The sequence below is a fragment of the Pseudomonas sp. MPFS genome, from assembly GCF_022537035.1.
Taxonomy (GTDB): domain Bacteria; phylum Pseudomonadota; class Gammaproteobacteria; order Pseudomonadales; family Pseudomonadaceae; genus Aquipseudomonas; species Aquipseudomonas sessilinigenes.
In genome coordinates this window covers 2,964,976-2,984,124 of sequence record NZ_CP066123.1, presented here as the reverse complement: position 1 = coordinate 2,984,124, position 19,149 = coordinate 2,964,976, and the positions used below count along the sequence as shown (strand labels likewise).

Annotated in this window: 16 protein-coding genes and 2 pseudogenes; 12 read left to right on the top strand and 6 right to left on the bottom strand. The window is 58.2% G+C overall.

Annotated features, from left to right (window positions below; genetic code table 11):
* Nucleotides 1–46: 46 nt before the first annotated feature.
* A pseudogene (locus I9018_RS13970) lies at nt 47–529 on the bottom strand (lysine decarboxylase); the annotation flags it as partial.
* A 208-nt stretch (nt 530–737) separates the two neighbouring features.
* On the opposite strand from I9018_RS13970, the gene I9018_RS13965 reads away from it, so the two are divergent.
* The 12 genes from I9018_RS13965 to I9018_RS13910 all read left to right on the top strand — a co-directional run bounded on the left by I9018_RS13965 (nt 738) and on the right by I9018_RS13910 (nt 11,606).
* On the top strand, nt 738–2,135 hold the full coding sequence (locus I9018_RS13965) for a tyrosine-type recombinase/integrase (RefSeq protein ID WP_241109817.1): 1,398 nt from the start codon (nt 738–740) through the stop codon (nt 2,133–2,135).
* 1,245 nt (nt 2,136–3,380) lie between these two features.
* Nucleotides 3,381–3,533, top strand: coding sequence for a hypothetical protein (locus I9018_RS13960; RefSeq protein WP_241109816.1), 153 nt, complete (start codon nt 3,381–3,383; stop codon nt 3,531–3,533).
* A 193-nt stretch (nt 3,534–3,726) separates the two neighbouring features.
* On the top strand, nt 3,727–4,524 hold the full coding sequence (locus I9018_RS13955; RefSeq protein ID WP_241109815.1) for a Rha family transcriptional regulator: 798 nt from the start codon (nt 3,727–3,729) through the stop codon (nt 4,522–4,524).
* 64 nt (nt 4,525–4,588) lie between these two features.
* On the top strand, nt 4,589–5,350 hold the full coding sequence (locus tag I9018_RS13950; protein ID WP_241109814.1) for a hypothetical protein: 762 nt from the start codon (nt 4,589–4,591) through the stop codon (nt 5,348–5,350).
* Nucleotides 5,351–5,849: 499 nt separating this feature from the next.
* Complete coding sequence (locus I9018_RS13945) at nt 5,850–6,425, top strand: HNH endonuclease (protein ID WP_241109813.1); 576 nt, start codon at nt 5,850–5,852, stop codon at nt 6,423–6,425.
* A gap of 119 nt (nt 6,426–6,544) precedes the next feature.
* Nucleotides 6,545–7,663, top strand: coding sequence for a hypothetical protein (locus tag I9018_RS13940; RefSeq protein ID WP_241109812.1), 1,119 nt, complete (start codon nt 6,545–6,547; stop codon nt 7,661–7,663).
* Between the two features lie 73 nt (nt 7,664–7,736).
* Nucleotides 7,737–8,075 carry a hypothetical protein gene (locus I9018_RS13935; protein WP_241109811.1) on the top strand — a complete coding sequence of 113 codons (339 nt, stop codon included), beginning with the start codon at nt 7,737–7,739 and terminating at the stop codon, nt 8,073–8,075.
* A gap of 163 nt (nt 8,076–8,238) precedes the next feature.
* Nucleotides 8,239–8,688: a hypothetical protein gene (locus tag I9018_RS13930; RefSeq protein WP_241109810.1), complete on the top strand. Its 450-nt coding sequence runs from the start codon at nt 8,239–8,241 to the stop codon at nt 8,686–8,688.
* Nucleotides 8,689–8,837: 149 nt separating this feature from the next.
* A complete protein-coding gene (locus I9018_RS13925; RefSeq protein ID WP_241109809.1) occupies nt 8,838–9,941 on the top strand; it encodes a hypothetical protein in 1,104 nt (367 codons plus the stop codon).
* A 338-nt stretch (nt 9,942–10,279) separates the two neighbouring features.
* Nucleotides 10,280–10,480 (top strand): hypothetical protein, encoded by a 201-nt coding sequence (locus I9018_RS13920; protein ID WP_241109808.1) that lies wholly within the window; start codon nt 10,280–10,282, stop codon nt 10,478–10,480.
* Nucleotides 10,477–10,995, top strand: coding sequence for a Rha family transcriptional regulator (locus I9018_RS13915; protein WP_241109807.1), 519 nt, complete (start codon nt 10,477–10,479; stop codon nt 10,993–10,995). The genes I9018_RS13920 and I9018_RS13915 overlap by 4 nt, the downstream gene beginning before the upstream one ends.
* 35 nt (nt 10,996–11,030) lie before the next feature.
* Complete coding sequence (locus I9018_RS13910) at nt 11,031–11,606, top strand: hypothetical protein (RefSeq protein ID WP_241109806.1); 576 nt, start codon at nt 11,031–11,033, stop codon at nt 11,604–11,606.
* Between the two features lie 1,575 nt (nt 11,607–13,181).
* Here the strand turns inward: I9018_RS13910 and I9018_RS13905 are convergent.
* From I9018_RS13905 to sbnA, 5 genes and pseudogenes are all read right to left on the bottom strand, one after another.
* Nucleotides 13,182–14,966 (bottom strand): annotated as a pseudogene (locus I9018_RS13905) (Orn/Lys/Arg decarboxylase N-terminal domain-containing protein); the annotation flags it as partial.
* Between the two features lie 212 nt (nt 14,967–15,178).
* The gene (gene dnaQ / locus I9018_RS13900; RefSeq protein WP_124346695.1) at nt 15,179–15,922 is read right to left on the bottom strand and encodes a DNA polymerase III subunit epsilon; all 744 of its coding nucleotides are present in this window, start codon (nt 15,920–15,922) and stop codon (nt 15,179–15,181) included.
* A gap of 172 nt (nt 15,923–16,094) precedes the next feature.
* The gene (locus tag I9018_RS13895) at nt 16,095–17,105 is read right to left on the bottom strand and encodes a threonine/serine dehydratase (protein ID WP_241109805.1); all 1,011 of its coding nucleotides are present in this window, start codon (nt 17,103–17,105) and stop codon (nt 16,095–16,097) included.
* A gap of 5 nt (nt 17,106–17,110) precedes the next feature.
* On the bottom strand, nt 17,111–18,130 hold the full coding sequence (sbnB, locus tag I9018_RS13890; protein WP_124346693.1) for a 2,3-diaminopropionate biosynthesis protein SbnB: 1,020 nt from the start codon (nt 18,128–18,130) through the stop codon (nt 17,111–17,113).
* Nucleotides 18,127–19,068 (bottom strand): 2,3-diaminopropionate biosynthesis protein SbnA, encoded by a 942-nt coding sequence (sbnA, locus tag I9018_RS13885; protein ID WP_241109804.1) that lies wholly within the window; start codon nt 19,066–19,068, stop codon nt 18,127–18,129. The genes sbnB and sbnA overlap by 4 nt, the downstream gene beginning before the upstream one ends.
* Between the last annotated feature and the right edge of the window lie 81 nt (nt 19,069–19,149).

Genomic DNA, 19,149 nt, shown 5'->3' with positions numbered 1-19,149 from the left:
TCGCGATTTCCCAACATTGACCGTGGACGGCATAACGGCAGGCTCCTTACTCCTTGATGCAATCGACGGTGTAGTGCCGCCCATTGCCTTGTTCTTCATGTTGCAGACCGTGCACATCGGCGACAAAGCCCGGGAAGCTGCTATCGAAGGCGCGGGCGAACGCCAGGTAGTCGATGATCGAGCGGGTCGATTCGGTGAAGCGCTCGCCGGGCATGATCAACGGAATACCTGGCGGGTAAGGCACCAGCATCACGGCGGCGATACGCCCCTGCAACTGGTCGATGGAGACTGCCTCGACATCGCCGCGCACCAGGTGGTCGTAGGCGTCGGCAGGTTTCATCGCCACCTCCGGCAATACCGTGTACATGCGCTTGAGGTGCTTGGCCGTGGCGTTGCTGCGATAACAGGCATGCAACTGGTCACACAGGTCCTGCAGCCCCATGCCCTGGTAACGCTGCGGGTCCTGGCTGGCGACACTGGGCAGGCAACTGGCCAGGCTGGCGTTGGCGTCGTAATTGCGCTTGAACTCACCGGCCCCTTGATTCCATTGAGGCCACGTAATGATTGACCCACAGACCGCCCCTTGTGTCACAACCTCTGTCACAAACACTGTAGCAACTCCTCTAGCCCAGGCCTATCACTACCGACGTGCTGGGGTCTACTACATGCGCCTAAGGCCTGTAGGGTCCCTGAGCAGCCATGCGGTATCCTTACGGACCACCAACAGGACAGACGCAATGAACACCTCTAAGGACCTCAGAGCGGCCCTACAGGGCTTCCACCTAGATAACCCACAGGCAACCTGGGAGGACATTAAGGAGGCCATCAGAGCCTTTGCCCTTGAGGCTCTCTCAATGGACCACAGCGATGACCCTAGGCAGTCCTACGGGATGGTCTACAGCGACCTCAAGGACCATCTTATAGGGCACGCTATGACAGCCTCTATGACAGCCGTACAGGCCAAGGGGATCACTAAGGCTCTGTCTGCCCTTACCGCTGCCGAGGATAGGCTTGGAGGGGACGTGAGGGGCCTCTGTGGGATCATTGAGGAACTTAATGAGGACTCTGTGTCTAATGGTCTCAGTCAATCAATAGACAGTTCCTATCACGATCACGTCCCTGATAGCGTACACCTATCCATCCCTGTCCCTATCTGTAAGGGCACCTATGAGGGCATCCCAGAGAACACCTCTACGTCCACCTCTACGTCCACCTCTACGTCTCCTGCCACCACCACAAAGCTAACCTACATGGCCCTTGCTGCTGCCTACCTTAAGGAGCACTCAACGAACCTTAGCGCCCTGACCTTGAGGAACCAAGAGGCATCCCAGCGAGTGCTAAGCGTGGCCCTAGGTGATACCGACATGACGACCCATACGAGAGCCGACATGGTGGCCTTAAAGGAGACCATTGGGGCCACTAGGGCCAATAGCACAGTCAATAAGCTGCTGACTATCATGCTCACTACCCTTGAATGGTCGGTGAATACTGGTCTCCTTGAGCGCCACTATGGGAAGGGCTTGAAGCACAAGAGGGACGCTGATAGCGCACGTAAGGCGTTCACCGAGGACGACATTAAGCTCATCATGGCGAAGGCCGTAGAGGACACCTCAGAGGCTTCCCTACTGATCCAGTTGGCGACCCTCACAGGGGCCAGACAGAACGAACTCTACACCCTGGTCAAGGAGGACATTAAGGAGGTGGCTGGTGTGCTGGCGATTGATATCAACTTGAACCACTCCCACAAGACCCTCAAGAACAAGACCAGTGCCCGATTGGTCCCACTGGTAGAGGCCCATGGGTTCGACCTTAAGGGGTTCCTTGAGTTGGTCGATGGTCTGCCTGAGGGTGGCCGTGTGTTCCCTGAGAGTCCAACCATGGGCCGTAGGGTTAACTCTATGCTCCGTTCGTTCCATGGTCACAGTGATGACACTGCCTTAGTGTTCCACTCCTTGAGGCACTCTATGGCGACAGCTCTAAAGGCCAATGGGGTTCCCCTCACCGTTGCCCAGGCGATCCTTGGGCACTCCTCAGGGTCCATCACGTTCGACCTGTACGGCAAAGGCGCTGGGGTCAACCTAAAGGACCTCAGAGACGGTCTGTCTGTGGCCTTGAGCTATCAAGAGTCAGCCTAAACCCTCACAAACTCACAAGGACAGAGGAACTCAAATGGTCTCCCGTAATGCCCGCCGACTCGCTGCCGCATTGCTTCTCTCAGGGCGCCTACTGGTGCTCTCTGCCTGCCTGATAGTCCTGCTACGGGCAGCTGTCGAAGTGCTCCAGTGAGGGACGTCAAGGCGCCCTAAGCGATGGAGGATCAAGTGCCGGTGCCTTGGGATAGCTGATCCCATTGCGCGTGCGTGAGTATCTAAAAGCCCTGGCTGCTGGTCGTTATGACTGGTCGCTGGGGCTTTGTTGTTCCTGGGACATTAAAAACCCTCACAGGAGAACACATTAACACCAACACGGAGGAACATTGCCATGCGAAAACAAAGACCAATCCCTATCAATTATGTCCGAGAGCACCTAAAGATAGATCCTGAGAGCCCGTCTGCCTGTCGTGGGTCTTTGTTGTAACGACTACAAGAAGGTTGGAGGGGTTAACTAACAGAAACCCACACGTACACATAGAGGCTGCCGAAAGGTGGCCTTTTTGTTGCCCATCAAAAAACCCACAGGAGATACACCGACACCATAAGGAGGCCAGTTATGAATCTACATGACCTATTCACGTACAACCCTGAGAGCCCTACCGGCCTGGATTGCCGGGAACCTATAGAACCCCGGAAAGGTAGTGGATACTGGACCTACAGCCTCAAGGGCAAGCTTTACGCCGCTCACCGCGTTGTCTATGAGCTACACCACGGCCCCATCCCCTCAGGCATGATGATTGACCACAAAGACCGTGACCCAATGAATAACCACATTGACAACCTGAGACTAGCGACCCGTGGGCAGAACGCGAGTAACTCAATCAGCAAGCGAAGTCTTCCAAAGGGCGTCTACAGCCTGGGACTATCCGGGGGCAAAGTGAAGTACAACGGACAGATTAGCTCCCAAGGTCGCACGTTCCGATACCCCACCACAACCGACCTAGAGGCAATCACAGCGTGGTCTGAGCGGATACGCCTGGAGCTGTACGGAGAGTTCACCTAAGAGACACCCTTTGAGAGCCTAGCTACTGGTCGTTCTGACTGGCTACCTTTACCATCACATGACCGGCTAAGCGTGCTCAGGGACGCCATGAGGATCAGCAGGCAGCCCTGTGGCTAAGAGTCCAGCCGTAGGCACAACGAACTGCGCACCACTCTGGTGAAGACCCTCGACGATCTGACTATCTTGGTCTGCTGTCCGTCGATTGGTCCCGATGGGTTAACACCGTGTCCAGCCTTGTCGAAGCGCAGGAGGTGCCGAGTACTGACACGCCGGAGCTGGGCTATATGGTCGCCGTTGCGGCTACTGTCCGGGCTCGCAATGCCAGCGATGCGGCTTCCTTGGTGGAAGCTATCAAGGCCAGCGCCGTGGAATCCTAGCGAACTGCCTTGAGAGGTGCCTTTGAGAGCCCTGGGCGTGACTGCCTGGGGCTTTGTCGTTTCTGGTGCATTTAAAACCCACACGTAAGACACACCCATCGATTCCCTCCTCAACGAGAGAGCCATGGGTTAACCCTGCACAGGTGCATTTGAACACTGCAAGTACACCACGACCCGACCAAGGAGAACCACTATGACCATCACCATGACCACTAAGGAAATCGCTGAGCTGACCGGCAAGCAACACAAGAACGTCCTACGGGACGCCGACCGGATCATTGAGCAACTCAAGGAAGCGTCCTCTACAGCTCAAGGAGGAGGGCTCAAAACTGAGCTGTCCTCTATCGGGGCAACTGAGGCTGAGTACATGTCAGCGCAAAACAAACCGCTGCGTATGCTGGTCCTCGACAAGGCCCTGACCTTTACCCTCATCACCGGCTATGACTCGACCCTACGTTATGCCGTGGTCGCCCGCTGGATTGACCTTGAGCGCGCTGCTAACCCTGAGTTCGACGGCAAGGCCATTGTGGCGATCATTAGCGACCTTCAAGCCAGAGTGGATCTAATGGCCCCGGTCTATGCCGAGCACGTCCGTAAGGGCACCACAGGGCGCGGCTACTTGATCGATGAAGCGGCCCGCATGGTCGGCCTGACTGGTCCTGTGGTCCGCGCATGGTTCCTGGCGCACCGCGTCACCCGCAAAGAAAAGGTCGGCCCGGTCACTGTGAACGGCCAAGAGACCCGCACCACCGTCAATCCTAGGTTCCTCTCTGAGGGCTTCGCAAAGAAAGGCCCTAGCCGCTCCCACAGTGGTCACCCAGACGGCTTTAAGTTGACCGCTAAGGGCCTGGAGTGGCTCAAGGAGAAGGCCGAGGAGATCACCTCATGGGACACCGCGCGCAAGTCCTTAAAGATCCACAAGGACGCTGACGGCTTCGTGACAAGCATCACCGGGGAAGGGTCTCAAGGCCTGCGCCTGGATCAGCTCTAACCAACACACCCACACCACCATCCCGAGGAGGGACACAGAGACACTCATAGAGGAGACACCACTCATGCACATTCAACACGTCACCCACGCCAAGCTAACCGCCATCCTGGGGCGCGAGCCTTGGTCACTGCCTAGTAACGAAACCACCGCACCGCGTGCCACCGATCTCCTCAAGACCATGAGCCAACGGGCAGCCGCTGAGCGCCTTGGAATCTCTCGACGCCAACTGGCTAAGCTGGTCGCCCAGGCGGAGAGCACCGAGGAGCCGAACCCCTTCGACCTGCCTGCCAAGGGCGAACCCACCATGACCCGAGCCGGTGCCATTGCGACGCTGAGAGTCCTGGCCGAGCAACAAGGAGAATTGACGAACGCCATGGTCACAGAATATTGCGGTCACGTTTATGGCCGAGGCCTAGACGGAAAGACCCTAGCCACCAAACGCCAGTTCACCGCCATGCGTGAGGCTGTGCAATCTAAGAGTACCCCTTACGTCCCCGCTTGGTTGGACAAGGAGCGTGCTCAATCGCAAATGGCCGCCATGATGACCTTGGCTTCGCGCCTACAGGAGCAACTGTGCGCTGGTGTCGATGAACTGGCCGAGCAGTTCCCAGGAGCTGACAAGAAGAAACTGAGCGAGACCTTAATGAACCTTCTCGCCAGCCATGGGGAGCTGAGTATCTCCCGCCAAGTCCTGAACATTGAGAACGCCGTAGAGAAGGCCAGCGCAGCCTATGGCGACAAAGGACCAGCCCCGGCAGCCGCCCGAGTGATCAAGCCTCTGAGCATCGGCAATGACGACCCAGAGATAGGCCTCCTGTGTCTGTGACGGCCCGGCTAAGTGGCCCGCTTTGAGACGCCTGGATCAGGGCATTGGTCCGGGCTGGAGCCCTTGTATTCCGTGGCCTGTAGCGATTTAGACCCTGATTTACGGACCCTATAGTAGAGCACAGGCGGACCACTCAGAGGAAAGGCATCGACACTCATCGACCAGATTACAGAGGAACCCTTTGAGTCCTCATTGAGTAACTCTAAGGTCTCTCAGAGATTGGTGATTATTTGTCCATGACAATCACCATCTAAGAGGCCATCTCAGAGAACACCTCTAAGACCATCGCTACGCCTGCCTTCACTGGGTCGTAAAGGAGGATCACTGAGAGGGTGTATTTAAAACCCACACGTAAGACACACACATCGCCCATCGCAGGGCTTTCACTAACACCAAGTCTTTTTGAGTTGCTCCCTGTGCCGAAACTGATGCCCGTGTTGGGGCCTTGGTGGTCAGTTCTCGGGTGCGACTCAGAGAGCAACTCAAAGGGAAATCAACAATGAAACAAGATAGACGGCGTAAGAAGTTTGAAATTATCAAAAACACAGTGAGGCTCGATCCCACCAGTCCATCAGGGTTGGTCTGGAATGCCACCACTGACTGGCACAAGGAAGGGGAGCCTGCAGGGACAATCAGTGGCTCTTATTGGCAAGTGTCTGGAGTGCGTGCGCATCGATTAGTTTATGAACTAACCACAGGTGCAACACTGAATGCCAACCAAGTGATTGATCATATAGACCGCAACGGCTTGAATAACGACCCAGCCAATCTACGTCCAGCCACAACCGCGCAGAACTGTAGCAACAAGTTCGGACAAGTTTCCGATTGGTTCCCTAAAGGTGTCTCCCTAGGAGCACATGGCAAGATTGTTTCAAGTGTGTCAGCAGGTGGTCGTAGGACGTTCGTAGGTGAGATTCGAAGTCACCGAGATCACTCAAGTGAGAAGCTAAACGCCCTGGTTGCCAAGGCCCTGAAGACCACCTTGGAACTACACGGCGAGTTCGCCTGTGTCGATTCATTTTATTGTCAGTTGCCCATTGAAGCTGTACTAGGACCATTAGAAGGCTTTCCGTAATACCACTAGACCCGGCTCGGTTTGATGCTGGGTCTATTCATTCACAGTAGCCCCTCAATTACTAACTTAAAGCACGGCCCCAGGAGGTGCCACCGAGACAACTTAAAGGAGATCCAACCATGACCATCAAACAAAAGGACGACCACAACGAATTCCAAACCTTCACCAAAGAGCAACTAGCCGAGATCAAAGAGTCCATCCGGCTGTACTTCTATGCGCCTACTGAGCGAACCGTCCCCGAGAACATCCGACCGGACGACATAGCGGGCCTTATCGAGTTCCTATCGAGCCCTGAGAGCCCAGAGGAGGCACGTTCCCGCTATCGCCAACTGCCGACCGCTCAACACATGGTCGTGGCGTCTGCCATGGGTCGTATCAACATCCTAGGCGATGCCCGTTCGCTGTTTGCCTACTGGGTCAATCACTGGAGCAAGGCACCTGCCGAGCTGCTAGACACCCCAGGCCTGCACCCAATCCGTCGAGCCATTCAAGACCGAGCCATTGCCGCCCGTAACCTGATTCCTGAGCTGCCAAGCCTGGAGGTCATGCAGAGCCTATGGGTCCTCGACGTGTCCAGTCCGACCGGCCTCGCTTCGGCACGCACCGGGAAGGTCATAAAAGGCGAGCTGGTCAATGGGGATCTCAATGTCGCCTATCGGCCAATCGACCAAGCCAAGGAGCGCTTGCCCTCTGAGAACATCGTGAAGGTTCTAGAGGATGCCCTTACAGGCGACCAGCGCGAGGCCTATCTAGCAGCCAAGCGAGACCGTCGCAACACCTATCCCCGAAAGGAGAAACAGCCCGTGACCAAGATCACTCCCGAGGCCTTAGAGATCCTCAATGAAACATTCCCTACAGCGGGTCGCATGGCCTTGGTCAGCGCTCGCCTTATGTACAACTCGACCAAGTGTGAGTTCCGGTCCTGGGACCCAGTCAATCGCAAGGTCATGTTCGACACTGACAAGCTCCTGGCTGACATGGAAAACAAGGTTGGATACCGATTCGCCATGCGCTTCAAGCAAGGCCTTGAGCGTGGCCTGACTGCTGCTGACATGCTCTGCACTCACCTGATGATCCCCATGCAGCGTGGCACCTTGATTTTCCCTAAGCCGATCTCTGAGGCGTCCTTAGTGCGAGAGCAGCGGTACAACGAGTCAGCCCATGCTGAACGTATCGCCACCGCTGAGAAGTCCCTAGAGGAGATCTCACAGGCACCCGCTACAGCCCCTCAAGAATGAACACCGAACACCGTAGCGCCCCTCGCTGGGGCTGCTGCTGGCATCCATTAGACCCACCTAGGAGACACCCATTATGACGACCCAAGAACAAATCAAACTGATCCCGACCCACTGCATAGCCGAGGCTGCCAAGCTGGAGCACCGAGTAATCAAGCGCCGCTCCCTGGACCTCCTAGCTCAACTGTCTGACCTTGGAGTAGTCAAGCGCGTGGTTACCCTAGACGCTGACCGCTGGGACCTCGCTAAGCCCTACCCTGGCCTGCCTAAAGTGGTCGCCCGTGTTGGCTCTTTCAAGTCCGGGCGTCAAGTCCGCTATGAAAACCTTGAGATAGCCCCATCCCTGGCACTGATGCTGGCCGGTGGCACCCGAGACACCCAGTCCGCAAAGGCCATCCTATCCATGGTCGGCTGATCAATAGGCATTGAGTCCCTCTTTGGGTTCTCAGTTCCAAATAGAAGTCACGTAAGACGACACATAAAGGCCCTCGCGCCGATGCCTGTAAGTCCGTTCCTAGAGATGCAGCGGCAAGGCTGTCCCGTCGATCCCCCTCAAAGAAAACATAAGGAGACACCACATGAAACTAGACATTCATCGCACCGCCCAAGACAAGTTTGAGATCCAAGGCCAAGAGGTCACCCGCACCTATGCCGAGGGCGCTTTGCTGGCTGGTCTGCTGGCTATGGCTGGCCCCAACGTGGCGAAGCTAGCCAACGTAATCGACCAGTTCGAGGCCGCTGGCCTGAGCTGCCGTGCATTCCCTGACGAACTGATCAAGGTTCAACAGGCCCGCGCCATCGCTCAACAAGAGACCGACCGCAAGGCTAAGGACGTTGCGTTCTTCCAAGCGCGGCAGGCTGAGATGGCCGAGCAGTTCAACCCGGCTGCTATTGCCCGAGAGAAGGCAGAAAAAGAAGCCCATGCACAGCGTGTGCGTGACCACGGCGCCCGGATTCGTTCCTCGCGTAGTGGCAATGGTCGAGCGTTCGAAGGCTACGACCCAAGCGCTAGCAACTGGGGCATCTAAGGGTCGCCATCTAGGGCCTCACAGAGAGCCTCACAGAGCATCGCAAACTGATCAGTGCCCGCACATGCGGACCATTCCCGACCATCGCTGAGAGGACCTCACAGGAGGACACAGCGGTAACTAATAGATTGACCTAAGGAGACCATCCCATGTCTAAGCACGTTCAAGATTCCCAATACACTCAACAACCTATCGCTGGCACTGCTGGCCTGAAAGATCACCGTTACGACCGTGACCGCTATCAAGCGCCTGATCAAATGACAGGTGTTGCCACTTTCGGCAATTCGTCCATCGCCACCTTCGACCACTCGGCTAACGTGTCCACTGGCACGGCTCCTGATGCTGCGGCCTATGTGTCGTACATTGCCCGGTGCCTGGACGGCTACCTGAACAGCCCTGAATGGCGCGAAGACGCCGAGGAGCAAATCTCCTGTGAGTTCCGACCAGCACACACCGAACCGACCAGCCAACAAGTCTTGATCTCTGAGGACCGCGACGTAGAGTTCGACCCACGGACCTCTATCTTTGACCGCTCCAAGCTGACCAAAGGCAAGGCCGTTGCCGGTGACGTTGCGTTCACTCTGCCTTGTGAGACTGCTGCTCTGTTCTCGTCCCGTGTCACCATTCTGGACGCCAACGTGATCGGTGGCTGGACCTCGAATGCTGCCGAGCAGACTTGCATTAAGTTCCTGCAAGACTTCCGCATCAAGTGCAACACTGTCGTAGCTCAAATCCTGGCTAAGCGCTCCAACCTGCGCAAGATCAAGGCACCAATGCCCGAGGGTAAACCACGGGAAGTCGCTGAGGACCTCATCGATATCCTGGCGCTGAACATGGACACCGCGTTCGGTCACAACCTGTCGGACTTCGACGTCTTGCTACCGCTGAAACTCTCGGCTGTTCTGGACCGTGCCGCACAACGTGCTGGCCTAGAGGACGCTGAGGAGCTTATCGGCTGCGGTCTGTCGTACCACACTGGCCCGGACGTCATGTTCGTCATGCCTAAAGGCTTCGCTTGCTTGTCGTTCCGTGAGGACAAGAGCGGTGAAGTGTGGAAACTCGACGTGACCCGTAACCCAGCGATCCAGGGCTATGACGTGGAAGTTCAAGGCATCGCTGATGTTCTGGCTAACGCCACTGTCCGCCTCAAGGTCGAGACCATCGCCAGCAACGGCAAGTCGGAAGGTTTCCAAACCGAGACCGTTCCGCTGCCTATCGTATCCATGATCGACCTGCGCAAAGAGAAGCCATAAGGCGATCTCTAGGGGCCTCTCTAGGGACCTCTCTAGGGGCCTCTCTAGGGACCTCTCTAGGTCTACCTGGGCGAAGCCTCAACGCTGTACCGCTGCACCTGCTGGGGCCCTTAGAGGGTCCTGGCTGGCTGCCCTATGTACCTTCTCTAAGAGAGGGTCTATAGGAGAGCCTCAATGCTCTACCTGCTGCACCTTAACGCCCGTCGCTGGGCTTCACAGACACACTCACCAAGTCTTTCTGAAATGCTCTCTGTGCCATAGCCGATGCCCTTTGTCGGGGCCTTGGTGGTCGGCCTATGGGAGCGAACACAGAGAGCATCTCAAAAGGAAATCGACAAATGAGCATGATTAAACCAGTTGCACGCATGACCACCACCCGGACCATCGACACGGAGCTATCGCGGGCGCCTAAGGGGTCCACTAAGGCCCGCCTACTGACCCAGGCAAAAGCACTTGGTCTGACCTTAACGGAGTTTGAAAACCTCGTTTACGACGCTGTAGAAGCCCTTACAGACGCTGATCCAGTGGTGGGCGTATGAGTGCCTGCATCTTCCAGAACATCGCCAAGGCAGGAGCGGTAAGCCCTACGACACTCAATGGTCTGCCGGGGATGACCTCACGGGAGATATCAGAGATCACCGGCAAGGGGCATCATCACGTTCTGCGGGATATCCGAAAGATGGTCGATGAGCTGGGGCTAGAGATCGATCCAAATCTGGATAGATCTTTTCAGTACGTCCAGACCACTTATGAAGACGGCTATGGACGTTTCCAGGCAATGACCGTCCTCGACAAAGAGCTGACATTTACGCTTCTGTCCCGATACTCCTTCAAGCTGTCCAACCTGATCGTCAAGCGATGGCTGGAGTTAGAAGGGTCTGGCTTCGCTCGCGTATCCGTTCAAGAGACCATGGCGCGTCTGACAGAGAACCAAGACCGCAATCAGATTCTGCGCAGCCTCAACAAGGGTCGTAGAAAGCCTCAGAGGTCCCCAGAAGAACGCCGCTTAGATGCTATGACTAGACGCAATCGTGGTCTGAATGGAGGCCTATAGAGCCCACAGACCACCACCATCAAGGAGGAACCTTTATGTCCACCCAAGCGAAAGACACACAGCCCACCGTGGCGACCACCAAGGCGACCATAGGAGACGGGAACATCACGTTGCCCGGAGAGAAGCCCTTAGAGGGACCCAATGAGGGCCTACCGCCCAACAAGCCTGTCATTGAGCCATTCAAGCTGCATCACATGGCGTTCACCGTGGGCAAGCACACCATCCAGGCGCACCACGTCAAATGGGGTCTGCCACCTCTTTACTCGTTCAACGAGATCCGTAGAGCGACACCGGGCGCAGCCTATGAAGTGGACGACCTACAGCAACACCTCGTCTATGACCCATCACTTAAGACCAGCGACCTACACGGCATTGCACACGCCCTGCTTTTCCTGACTGGCCGCATGCGTGCCCTAGGTGATCTAGAGCAGTTCGCATTCCTAAAGGAGGTCTGCCCGTGGTTCGACAAGCAAGCCGAGGAGAACCGCAAGGCTGTACGGGAGGCTATAGCTGATGTTGGAAATCTGCCCTGGTCGATGGTCTCTAAGTACGTCGCTCAGGCTGCGACCTATACCGGCCCTGTACGTCGCCCATGCTGGGAAGACAACTAGCACCATGACCATTCAACCCTAGACGCTGTGAGACCTCCTACATGCCTGATGACCCTGGCGGTCTCTAGGCGTGCATCATAAAGGAGGCTCTCAATGATGAAGAAAGAAACCGCTGCTACACTCATCCGCGTCACCCGTGCCTTGATCAAGTCGCCTGCTGTCTGGCGTCTAATCGCTGCCTCCCTGGCCCTCTATGGGCTGTCTATGCCTCCTTGGCTCGCTGAGGCCTTAGGGCCTGTCGTTGGGACCATCCTTGAGGCTGTCGTAGAGTCCCTAATAGAAGGCCCAGCGTGAGGCCTTAGGGTCTCCTATGTGTGGCCTCTGAGGTGCTCTATAGGTGCTCTGAGAGTCCTTAGGGTGCTCTGGGAGCCCCGTAGAGCCTGACGTGCAAAAACCCACACGTAAGCCCTGGAGGGGGAAAGGGGGAGGCCCTCTGAGACCCCTCTAAGGTTCCTCTCTGTGTTCCTCTCTGTGTGATCCCTAAATCTCAGTTCCAGGAGAAAGTCACGATAGAATAGAACCCTGAGACCCACCCTAAGATACTCATAGACCACAGTGTCTTAGAGATCATCGTTAGGGTTCCTCTTAGATAGGTCATGGATGACCATGTCAATTGATCTACCATGAGGGCCTCTATGAGTACTCCTCACGCTCTGCTCAACGCTCTGCCCTGCGATGGTGATCATCTGCGTTAGCAGTCACCTCCCTCATCATCATCATCAACATCAAACCCTTAGCCCATCTACTAGACCTAAACGGGGACCGTGTGTCCCATTGGTTGCGTGGTGTCTCCTTAGTGAGTCGCACGGTCCCCGATTAGGTTTGTCTTTGATGGTCAGACGTAATCCAGGCACTGGACATGCCTGTTCTCCTAAAGTGAACCTATCGACCCGCCTTAAAGACTATGAGGGTGGTCTAGGGTCGATAGTCATTCACTCCCTTCTCCCTTCCCACACACACACACAGCATCAGAGCCTTATCGAAAGACTCCTAGACCTACGAGCTGGCCAGCCATAGCGTGTCTCTGGTCTCGTTGTCTTTCGATAGAGCTTCTCCCTGTACCCGCTGGCTCTCTATGGGCCACTCCGTGCATACGCACTGCGCCAGCCCATCACCCATAGAGGACTCTAAGAGAGATGGTCTCCTGGATCTCCCTGGTCGGTGTCGTCAAGGACAGTCGTCAAGGACAGTCGTCAAGATGGACTCATAGAGGACCCTTCGAGGACCCTTCGCAAAATACCGCAAAAATCTGTTAGACCACATTTCAAGTCTTTAGACCGAGTTTCCCCCGGTGGCCCTCGCGCGCCCGCCTGAGCCTTATCGCCTGCGCGCATGGGTCCTTATCGCGTGTGCGTAACGTGTCACGTAAAGGCTGGCCGATTCCCTAGAGGAAACCCTAAGGCCATGGTCACCTTGAGTCGTCTCAATGGGTCTCAATGGGTCTCAATGATCCTCTCAATGACTGGCCCTGAGCTGGTGTGCTGTCACAAGCCAAGTCACAAGCGCTGTCACAAAGACCCTTGACGATCCCTCAAAGGCCCTGTTCAATAGGGCTTCTCCGGTCGAGTTTGAATTGCGCTTGAACTCCAGAAGCTCGGTAAGCAAGGTGCTCCACTTGCCCTTGGTGATGCCCATGGAGAACAGCACCAGGAAGGAATACAGGCCCGTCTTCTCCACCACCAGCCCACGCTCCCACAGGAACTTGCTGACCACCGCCGCGGGAATCCCATGCTCGCTCAGGGCTCCTCCGGCGGTCAGGCCAGGCATCACCAGCGTCACCTTGATCGGATCGAGCAGTACATAGTCGTCGGTGACGCCGGCAAAGCCATGCCACTCGCCGTCGGCCTCCAGCAACCAGTCGCCCGTGCATACCTGGTCGATACCTTCGACCCGTTCCGGCTGCCAGACCGAAAACCACCAGTCATCGGCGGCGATGTTCTGCCGCAGGTTGGCCAGAGCACGGCGGAAGCTCAGGGCCTCGTCGAACATTTCCTGGAGCAGCGAGCGCCCTGCCGGGCCCTCCATCATCGCCGAGGCCACGTCCAGCGAAGCGATGATGCTGTACTGCGGGGAGGTGGAGATGTGCATCATGAAGGCTTCGTTGAAGCGGTCACGATCCAGTTGCCGGGCGCCACCGTCCTGCACATGGATCATCGAAGCCTGGCTGAAGGCCGCCAGCAGCTTGTGGGTGGAATGGGTGGTGAACACCAGCGGACTGTCGGCCGAACGCGAGGTCCCCATGCCATAGCGGCCAGCAAAGAACTCGTGGAACGCCGCATAGGCGTACCACGCTTCATCGAAATGCAGGACCTCGACGCTGCTGCCCAGGCTCTGCTTGATCAGCTCGGCGTTGTAGCACAGCCCGTCGTAGGTCGAATTGGTGACCACTGCCAACTTGACCTTCGGTGCACGGCCACGCGTCAGCGGGCTGGCATCGATCTTGGCCTGGATCGACTCGGTGCTGAATTCCTCGAGGGGAATCGGCCCGATGATCCCCAGCTCGTTGCGCTCCGGACACAGGTACAGGGGGATCGCGCCGGTCATGATGATCGAATGCAGGATCGACTTGTGGCAGTTGCGATCCACCAGCACCAGGTCGTCACGACCGACCATGGAGTGCCAGACGATCTTGTTGGCCGTGGAGGTGCCATTGATCACGAAGAAGGTGTGATCGGCGCCGAAGTTGCGCGCGGCGCGGGCCTCGGCTTCCGCCAGGGGGCCGGTGTGATCCAGCAGCGAGCCCAGTTCCGGCACCGACACCGACAGGTCCGAACGCAGGGTGTTCTCGCCGAAGAACTGATGAAACGCCTGCCCCACCGCACTCTTGCGATACGCCACGCCACCACCATGCCCCGGGGTATGCCAGGAATAGTTGGAGTCGGCGGTGTGTTGCACCAGGGCCCTGAAGAATGGCGGCAACAGGCCATCGAGGTAATTGCGTGCGGCCCGGGCCACTTGCCGGGCCAGGAACGGCACGGTGTCTTCGAACAAATAGAGGATGCCGCGCAACTGGTTGAGTTCGCTCATGGCGTCGGCCGGGGCGTTTTCCAGGGTCACCTGCTCGCCCAGGGCAAAGATCGGCAACAGCGGTGCGCGCACCCTGGCCAAACGAATCAGCTCCACCATGTTTTGCAGCAGGTGGGTGTTCTCCCCAGCGCCCTCGGCGGCGATCAACATGCAGGCCAGGCCATGGTGCGTGGAAGCCACCAGCCGCCCCTCGGCATAATCCACTGCGGAAAAGATGCTGAAGCCATCCTTTTCCAGTTCCCGGGCGATCCCTCGTACCCGGTCCCCCGCGACCGTATCGGCCTTAATGTCACGGTGCACGATCAGGATCGGAAACTGCAGGTCTTTATACATGGGGCGACAAGTCCTGAGGCGACGGGGGAGCCCCGCCAATCCACTCAGGGTAGAAGCTGCAAAGCACGCATGTCACCCCAGGCAGGGACTCCCTGTAATAAAACGTCGCACTGGGACAACAACGATGACGCAGGCCGCTGCCTAGCCTACGCCCTTGCGAACAACCCGCGGCCCTTAGGCAACAGGGCGAAGGACCGCTGCGAGCCTGATAGTTACTGCTGGGTTTCGAGCAACTGGGTCCAGAGTGCCGGGCCGCCGGCGGACTTGGCGATGGCTTCCAGGCGTGCCTGGTGCTCGGCCAGCTCCGCCTCGCTGGCCATGATGATCCGGCCGCGTTGGCGATCGGCGGACAAGCGGCGGATCTCCGAGGCGCGCATCCCATCGCCTGCGCCACCATCGGCACCATTACCCGCCAGGGACAGGCTGGTCTGGCCACCGGTCATGGTCAGGTAGACGTCGGCCAGGATCTCCGAGTCGAGCAAGGCGCCGTGCAATTCACGGCCGGAGTTGTCGACGCCATAGCGCTTGCACAAGGCATCGAGGCTATTGCGCTGGCCCGGGTGCCGCTCGCGGGCCATCAGCAAGGTATCGAGGATGCTGCAATGCTGGGTGATGTCGGCCCGCTCATGCTGGCCCAGCAAGGCGAATTCGTTGTTGATGAAGCCAACGTCGAACGCCGCGTTGTGGATGATCAGCTGCGCACCCTTGATGAATTCGAAGAACTCATCGGCCACTTCGGGGAAGCGCGGCTTGCCCACCAGGAATTCGTTGGTGATGCCGTGGACGCCAATAGCGCCCTCGTCGCTCTCGCGATCGGGTTGCAGGTAAACGTGGAAATGGCGGCCGGTCAGGCGCCGACCGATCAACTCGACGCAACCGATTTCAATGATCCGGTGACCGTCGGTCACCGGCATGCCGGTGGTTTCGGTATCGAGTACAACTGAGCGTTGAGCCATTTATCACATTCCACACTTTGAACACTTCGCAGGTGGCGGATCTTAACACGCTCATCGCCAGCAGTGCTTTCCCTCATCTGCCATGCGCTTTCACGAGGCCGGCCAGGCCCCAGCCTTCCCCGGGCAGCCCTGTAGTAGAAGGCCCGGTCCCGAGATATTCGGGACCGGGCCATCAGCACCCGTCGATGCAGCGTTGATGCACATGCGGATCGATGTTCGCCCCCGAACAGATCACGCCGATCGTTTTCCCCCTAACCTTGGCATTGCCCTTGAGGACGGCGGCCAGGGCAATGGCCCCGGACGGTTCGAGCATCAGCCCCAGCTCCTGGTGAGCGAATGCCACCGCCCGGGCAACCCCCGCATCGTCGACGCAGGATGTTTGCAGGCGCTTGAATTGCGGCAAGCCCAAAAGCAGCCGGCTGGGCATCGCCGTAAGCAACGCGTCACAGATCGACCCACAGGTACTGGCATTCCTGTCCGGAGCTTCAGCGCGCCAGGCCCTGCCCACGCGGTCAAATCCCTGGGGCTCGACCGCAACGACCGAGCAGCCGGGCCCGGCCTGGACGCTGGCAATGCAGCTTCCCGCAACCAGGCCACCACCGCCACAGGGTACGAAAAGCTGCTCCAGATGCAGCCCCTGCTGCTGTGCCGTCTCGATCAGCTCCAGCGCCACCGTCCCCTGGCCGGCAATCACCTGTGCGTCATCGAAGGAAGGAATCAGCAGTCCACCACAAGCTGCGCGCACCTGTTCGGCAATCGCATTGCGATCATCCCGGTCGCGCCGATAGAACACCACGTTGCCGCCGGCCTCTCTCACCTTCGCCAACTTGATCGAAGGCGCATCAGCGGGCATGACCACCGTCACCGGGATTTCCAGCAAGCGGCACGCCATGGCCACGCCAATGGCATGGTTGCCAGAGGAATAAGCCACCACTTCCCGCGGCCGCTCGGGCTGGGCCAGCAAGGCATTGAGCGCCCCGCGAAACTTGAATGACCCCCCACTTTGCAGTGACTCGGCCTTGATCAGTACCCGGGCCCCCAGCATCTGATTCAAGGTCTGGGACTCCAGCACCGGGGTCCGCACGATCGCCCCCAGCAAACGTCGCGCCGCATCGTGCACCGCTTCCAGACCCAATGCACCGCTCACGCGTACACCAGGCATTTCAAGAGTCTCAGCTGTCATCGGGCTCACCATCTGGCGGTGCTGGCAAAGAAGTTGTCGATTTCAAGCTGCTGCCCACTGGCACGGGCCCGCTTGAGTACAAAGTCGCCCAATGCGATATCCAGTACTCCCAGGCCAAAGGGCGAGAAGATCCGGGCTCGCGCAGGGTCCGGCGCCAAGCGCTGGCTCAGCACGTCATGCAGGGTGCCGGCGACAAAACTTCGACTGCCAGTTTGCATTTCAGCCAGGTGTACAGAGGTGTTCGCCTTTAGGCAGTGATCGATATCGTCCAGTACGTTTTGCGCATCCAGGATCAAGTCCGGATGAATGTCGCGCAGGGACAGGTTAAGTACCGTGGGCGCATGGGCGAACAGCTCGTGACACGTCAGGTAGGGAGCGGCGGCCGTAGTCGCCAGCACGATCAGTTGCGCCCCGGCGCAGCAGTCCTCGGCATCACTCGCCACCCGGGTCTTGCCCTTGCCCTGGGCGCCGATCCAGTCTCCCAGGCGTCGGGCGTCCTGTTCACGCAGGTCGTGAATGGCGAACTCGTCCGCCGACCAGCCGTCGGCAAACAGATAGTCCAGTGTCTGGCGGGCAATCACCCCGGCGCCGACGATGGCGATCTTGCGCACCCGGTCGCTGCCGCCACTCAGTGCCCTGGCGCCCAGCGCGGCAGAGGCTGCCGTGCGATGAGCGCTGATGACCGAGGACTCCAGCAAGGCCTTGGGGTAACCGGTGGCATAGTCATTCAGGATCAGTACTGCGGACGCGCGCTGCAGGTTCTGCTGCACATTGCCCGGGAAACTGGCGATCCATTTCAATCCTGCCGTGTCCACCTCGCCTCCCAGGTAGGCCGGCAGTGCAATGATTCGCGCATCGGGTTTTTGCGCAAAGCGCAGGAAATAGCTGTCGGGATTGATCGATTCACCCTGGCCATGCAGTTGGTAAGCCCGCGCGATCAGGTCCATGACCGGTTGCTGCTGTTGCGCCAGCAAACGCTCGATGACACCGCCCACGACCACGGCGAAGGGCATCGCGCCGCTCATGAGGACATTTCCACGGCGCGCTCCTGGCTTGAGAAATGCCGCGCGACCCAATTATCGTCATAGAGGGTGTCGAGGTATTTCTCGCCCAGGTCCGGGGCGATGACCACCAGTGTGTCGCCGAGCCTTGGCGGCGCGGGCAACCTGGCGATAGCCGCCAGCGCCGAGCCCGACGATCCCCCCAGGAGGATGCCGTAGCGGCGCGCCACATCGCGACAGGTGGCGATGGTATCGCGCTCGGTGACCGACACCACCACGTCGGCCTGGGAAGCGTCCAGCAACTCTGGCTTCCGGCTGGCGCCTATGCCTGGAATGAGGCGCTTGCCCGGCGCCCTGTCGAAACTCACCGAGCCCTGCGGATCAACAGCCACCAGCCGAGTGCCCGGCGACTCGTGCTTGAACACCTCGGCGCACCCCATGAAGGTTCCGGAAGTCCCGACCCCAATGAACAACCAATCAGGTGCGGGAAAGACCTGCAGGATCTCTCGGGCAGTCTGTTCGCGATGAGCCTGCACATTGGCCGGGTGGCTGTACTGGTTGAGCCAGACGCAATTGGGGTCCTCGGCACAGATCCGGCGGATGGCCTCGATCCGCGTACCGACGAAACCGCCATTGGCGTCCCGCTGGTCCACTACCAGGGTCCGCCCGCCATACGCATGGATGGCCTTGATATTGGCCTGCGTCGCCATCGGGTCCGTGACACAGATGAAGCCATACCCCTTGCTTGCACAGACGCAGCTCATGGCCACACCCAGGTTACCGGAGGAGGACTCGATGAAAGTGGTCACCCCCGGCGTGGCGAGGCCGCTCGCTTCGGCCGCCTCGATCAAGGCTATCGCCGGCTTGATCTTGATCGAACCCGTTATATGGTGGCCCTCGAGCTTGAGTACCGTACGGCAGCCCGGTACGAACTCCGGCAGCTCCAGAAAAACATCACGCATGATCAGCTCGAGCGACGTGTTGACTAACATTGCGACCTCCTGGTCTGTCCAATAAGAAGTAGGCTCGACAACCGCTTGTAC

Excerpts from the sequence above, each read along its gene's own strand:
- I9018_RS13915 (WP_241109807.1), top strand. The coding sequence starts at position 10,477 with ATGAGTGCCTGCATCTTCCAGAACATCGCCAAGGCAGGAGCGGTAAGC.
- I9018_RS13935 (WP_241109811.1), top strand. The coding sequence starts at position 7,737 with ATGACGACCCAAGAACAAATCAAACTGATCCCGACCCACTGCATAGCC.
- I9018_RS13945 (WP_241109813.1), top strand. The coding sequence starts at position 5,850 with ATGAAACAAGATAGACGGCGTAAGAAGTTTGAAATTATCAAAAACACA.
- I9018_RS13930 (WP_241109810.1), top strand. The coding sequence starts at position 8,239 with ATGAAACTAGACATTCATCGCACCGCCCAAGACAAGTTTGAGATCCAA.
- I9018_RS13910 (WP_241109806.1), top strand. The coding sequence starts at position 11,031 with ATGTCCACCCAAGCGAAAGACACACAGCCCACCGTGGCGACCACCAAG.
- I9018_RS13950 (WP_241109814.1), top strand. The coding sequence starts at position 4,589 with ATGCACATTCAACACGTCACCCACGCCAAGCTAACCGCCATCCTGGGG.
- I9018_RS13895 (WP_241109805.1), bottom strand. The coding sequence starts at position 17,105 with ATGACAGCTGAGACTCTTGAAATGCCTGGTGTACGCGTGAGCGGTGCA.
- sbnB (WP_124346693.1), bottom strand. The coding sequence starts at position 18,130 with ATGAGCGGCGCGATGCCCTTCGCCGTGGTCGTGGGCGGTGTCATCGAG.
- I9018_RS13940 (WP_241109812.1), top strand. The coding sequence starts at position 6,545 with ATGACCATCAAACAAAAGGACGACCACAACGAATTCCAAACCTTCACC.
- I9018_RS13965 (WP_241109817.1), top strand. The coding sequence starts at position 738 with ATGAACACCTCTAAGGACCTCAGAGCGGCCCTACAGGGCTTCCACCTA.
- dnaQ (WP_124346695.1), bottom strand. The coding sequence starts at position 15,922 with ATGGCTCAACGCTCAGTTGTACTCGATACCGAAACCACCGGCATGCCG.
- I9018_RS13925 (WP_241109809.1), top strand. The coding sequence starts at position 8,838 with ATGTCTAAGCACGTTCAAGATTCCCAATACACTCAACAACCTATCGCT.
- I9018_RS13955 (WP_241109815.1), top strand. The coding sequence starts at position 3,727 with ATGACCATCACCATGACCACTAAGGAAATCGCTGAGCTGACCGGCAAG.
- I9018_RS13920 (WP_241109808.1), top strand. The coding sequence starts at position 10,280 with ATGAGCATGATTAAACCAGTTGCACGCATGACCACCACCCGGACCATC.
- sbnA (WP_241109804.1), bottom strand. The coding sequence starts at position 19,068 with ATGCGTGATGTTTTTCTGGAGCTGCCGGAGTTCGTACCGGGCTGCCGT.